The 3,476-nt window shown below is 65.0% G+C and carries 3 protein-coding genes; all 3 read right to left on the bottom strand.

From position 1 onward, the window contains the following. Positions 1-939, bottom strand: a 939-nt coding sequence (locus tag MOV75_RS31445; RefSeq protein ID WP_247007261.1) for an ATP-binding cassette domain-containing protein, incomplete at its 3' end; no start/stop codon positions are given. Between the two features lie 237 nt (positions 940-1,176). Further along, positions 1,177-2,649, bottom strand: a complete 1,473-nt coding sequence (locus tag MOV75_RS31440) for a DASS family sodium-coupled anion symporter (RefSeq protein ID WP_246923313.1) — start codon at positions 2,647-2,649, stop codon at positions 1,177-1,179. A gap of 112 nt (positions 2,650-2,761) precedes the next feature. After that, a partial coding sequence (locus MOV75_RS31435; protein ID WP_247007260.1) for an enoyl-CoA hydratase/isomerase family protein occupies positions 2,762-3,476 on the bottom strand: 715 nt, incomplete at its 5' end.

Raw genomic sequence — 3,476 nt, 5'->3', positions numbered from 1 at the left:
GGCCCCTGCCCCGCGCACCTGGAGACGAATTACGGCCTGCCCGCCGGCCGACGGCGCCGCCACGATCCGGCTCGCCAGCGAGACGGGCAAGCTATCGCCGATGACCTCGGCCAGGAAGGATTGCGTGATCGGATGCTTCGGGTGCGTGAAGATGTCGGCGACATGGCCGCTCTCGACGACATGGCCGGCATCGAGCACCACGACTTCCTTGGCAAGCTGGCGCACCACGGACATTTCGTGGGTGATCAGCACGATGGTCACCCCGAGCTCGCGGTTGATGTTCGCCAGCAGATCGAGGATCGCGCGCGTGGTCTGCGGATCGAGTGCGGAGGTCGCCTCGTCCGACAAGAGCACGCTTGGCCGCGTCGCCAGCGCGCGGGCGATGCCGACGCGCTGCTTCTGGCCGCCGGAGAGCTCGGACGGATAACGGTCGTGCTTGTCGGCGATGCCGACGAGGGCGAGCAGATCAGTGACGCGGGCCTTGATATCGGCCTTGGCCCAGCCGGCGATCTCGAGCGGCAGCGCAATGTTGTCGGCCGCGGTGCGCGACGACAGCAGATTGAAATGCTGGAAGATCATGCCGATCGAGCGCTGCGCCAGACGCAGCTCACGGCCCGCCAGTGCCGAGATATCGCGGCCGTCCACGATCACGCGACCCGTGGTCGGCTTCTCCAGCCCGTTGATCAGGCGCACCAGGCTCGACTTGCCGGCGCCGGAGCGACCGATCACGCCGGTGATGGAACCGCGCGGGATGGTGAAGTCGATGTCTTGCAGCGCGTTGACGCCGGGCTTGCCGCGATAGGCCGGATAGGTCTTCGAGATGCCGGCGAAACGGACCATCGCGTCCGGCTCAGCTGCGGCAGGAGCAATCGCTTCAGGCGGCGCTATCGGATGTCCGACGGCGAGCGATTGATGAGCGTTCATGGAGACGGCCTTCATGCATCATAGTTCCCTCGCCCACCCGAAAAGGCAAACGAGAGCCGGGTCGCATCAGCGACTGGAGGGTGGAACAGCAGCAAACACCTCAAAGGGGCGCGCGCTGCACCGCAGCATACATCATCGCCTTTTCCAGTCTTTGTTGCAATGTCAGATATTTGCGAGGAGGTGGACGAAGATTCCCCAAACCCTCCCCGGAGAAGAAAATTTCTTCGCCGGGGTATGAGCCTCCCGCCGGGCTCATCGCATCTGTAGCCAGGGCAGCACGATCAGCAGCAGCCCGGCAAAATAGAGCAGCCCGAAGATCAGGCCAAAGCCCCAGAACTGGCCCTTTCCGATATAGCCGCTGCCGAAATACATCGGCGCCGGTCCGGTCGCGTAAGGCGAGATCACGCCCATCAGGCCGAGCGAGTACATGCAGAGCATGGCGAGTGTCGTGACGGGCAGGCCGGGGATGCCCGATCCGACCGCGAGCACGACCGGCAGGACGGCGGCGGCATGCGAGGTGATGCTCGAGAAGAAATAGTGGATCCAGAAGAACAGCGCGACCAGCAGCAGCATCGCGGTCGACGGCGACAGCCCGGCGAGCGGCTTTGCGTATTCGGTCGCGAACCATTTGATGAAACCGATCTCGTTGAGGCCGGAGGCCAGCGTCAGCAGCGAGGTGAAATAGAAAAACACCTCCCACGCGCTCTTCTCGCTGACGATGTCGGCAAACTCGATCACGCCGGTCACCAGCATCAGCGAGATCACGATGAACACGACGGTGGTCGCGTTGACGAAGTTCGAGCCGAGGACGGGCACATGAATGTCCGGGCTCGAGCCCGCGATCCACAGGAACATTGCGAGCACGATCAGCCCGAGCATGATCCACTCGTTGCGCGACATCGGGCCCATCTCGGCGAGTTCCTTCGCCGCCCATTCGGAGATCTCCGGGCTGCGTTTCACCTCGGGGCGGCACATCGCGTAGCTGAGCAGCGGCACGAGCACCATCAGGAGTATGCCGAGCGGCGCGAAGCCGAGAAACCACTGGCCCCAGCTGACCTCGACCCCGACCGTCTTCTTGGCGATCGCCAGCGCCGCCGCGTTGGGCGCAAGCGCCGTGAAGAACAGCGAGCTGGTGACGGCGGTCGCGGCAAACGCCGTCCACATCACATAGGTGCCGATCCTGCCGGCGGTCGGCCCCGGCTCGGAGCCGTAGATGCGCGGAATGTTGCTGATGATGGGATAGACGATGCCGCCGCTGCGGGCGGTGTTCGACGGCGTCGCCGGCGCGAGCAGGAAGTCCGACATCGCCACGGCATAGCCGAGGCCGAGCGTGTTGCGGCCGAGCCGCTGCACCAGCACCAGGGCAATGCGCCGGCCGAGCTGGCTCTTGCGATAGCCGATCGAGAACACGAAGGCGCCGACGATCAACCAGACCGTGCTCTCGGCAAAGCCTGCCAGCATCCAGCGCAGCGACTTGGTCGGATCGGGATCGATATAGCCAGCGACGCCCGCGACCGTCAGGCCGATGAATCCGACCGCGCCAACCGGCATCGATTCCAGGATGAGCCCGGTGATGACGGCCGCGAACACGGCGAAATAGTGCCACTGATTGACGTTGAGCCCTGAGGGCACCGGCCACAGATAGATGGCCAGCCACACCACGAGCGGTGCGATCAGCTTCCAGCGAAACCCTTTTGCTTCAGGCGCCTGTGAACCAGTGGCCATGAGCCCTCCCCTCGATTTCCGTCACATCGTGCGCCCGTTGTCCGGGCTGCTTTTGTCCCTGCGCGGCGTATACGGATTGTCCGCGATGCGATCAATGGTCTGACGTCGGTTTCTACCGCCCCTTGAAGCGCGGCTTGCGGCGGGCCAGGAACGCATCGACGCCCTCCTTGTGATCCTCGCTGAAGCCAGCGAGCGCGAACTGGTCGACGTCCATGTGGCTGGCGAGATCGTCAAGCGCATGCGCGAGCCGGTTGACGGTGAGTTTCGTCATCGCCACCGAGAGCGGCGGCTGCACGGCGACCTTCCGGGCGAGATCCATGGCGGCATCGAACGCATGGCCGGGATCGACGACGTGCTCCACCAGACCCCATTCATAGGCTTCCTCCGCAGAGATGCGCTGATCGGCCAGGATCACCGCCTGCTTGGTGCGGGCGGGCCCGATCAGATGCAGCATGCGCGGGATGCTCTGCCAGCTCATGTTCATGCCGAGCCCGATTTCGGGCACACGCAGATGGGCGTTGCTCCCCATGACACGGAAGTCGAGCGCAACGGCCAGGGCCACGCCGCCGCCGACGCAAAAGCCCTCGATCGCCGCGATCGTGATCTGCTCCATCTCGTGCCAGGCCTGGGTGAGGCGTGGCCCGAGCTTGAGGTGACGCCGCAGCGTGCCGAGATCCATGTCCTTGCGAGCGCGTCCCTCGGCGTCCTTCAGGTCGAAACCGGCGCTGAATGCGCTCGCGCTGCCGGTCAGCACGACGACGGAGGTCGCAGCATCATCCTCGAAGCTGCGCGCCGCCGCGGTGAGCTGGCGCAGCGCCTCCGGCGAC

The organism is Bradyrhizobium sp. PRIMUS42 (assembly GCF_023006515.1).
Lineage (GTDB): Bacteria > Pseudomonadota > Alphaproteobacteria > Rhizobiales > Xanthobacteraceae > Bradyrhizobium.
Note: the sequence above shows the minus strand (reverse complement) of the source record. Positions and strands in the feature narration are given on the sequence as shown.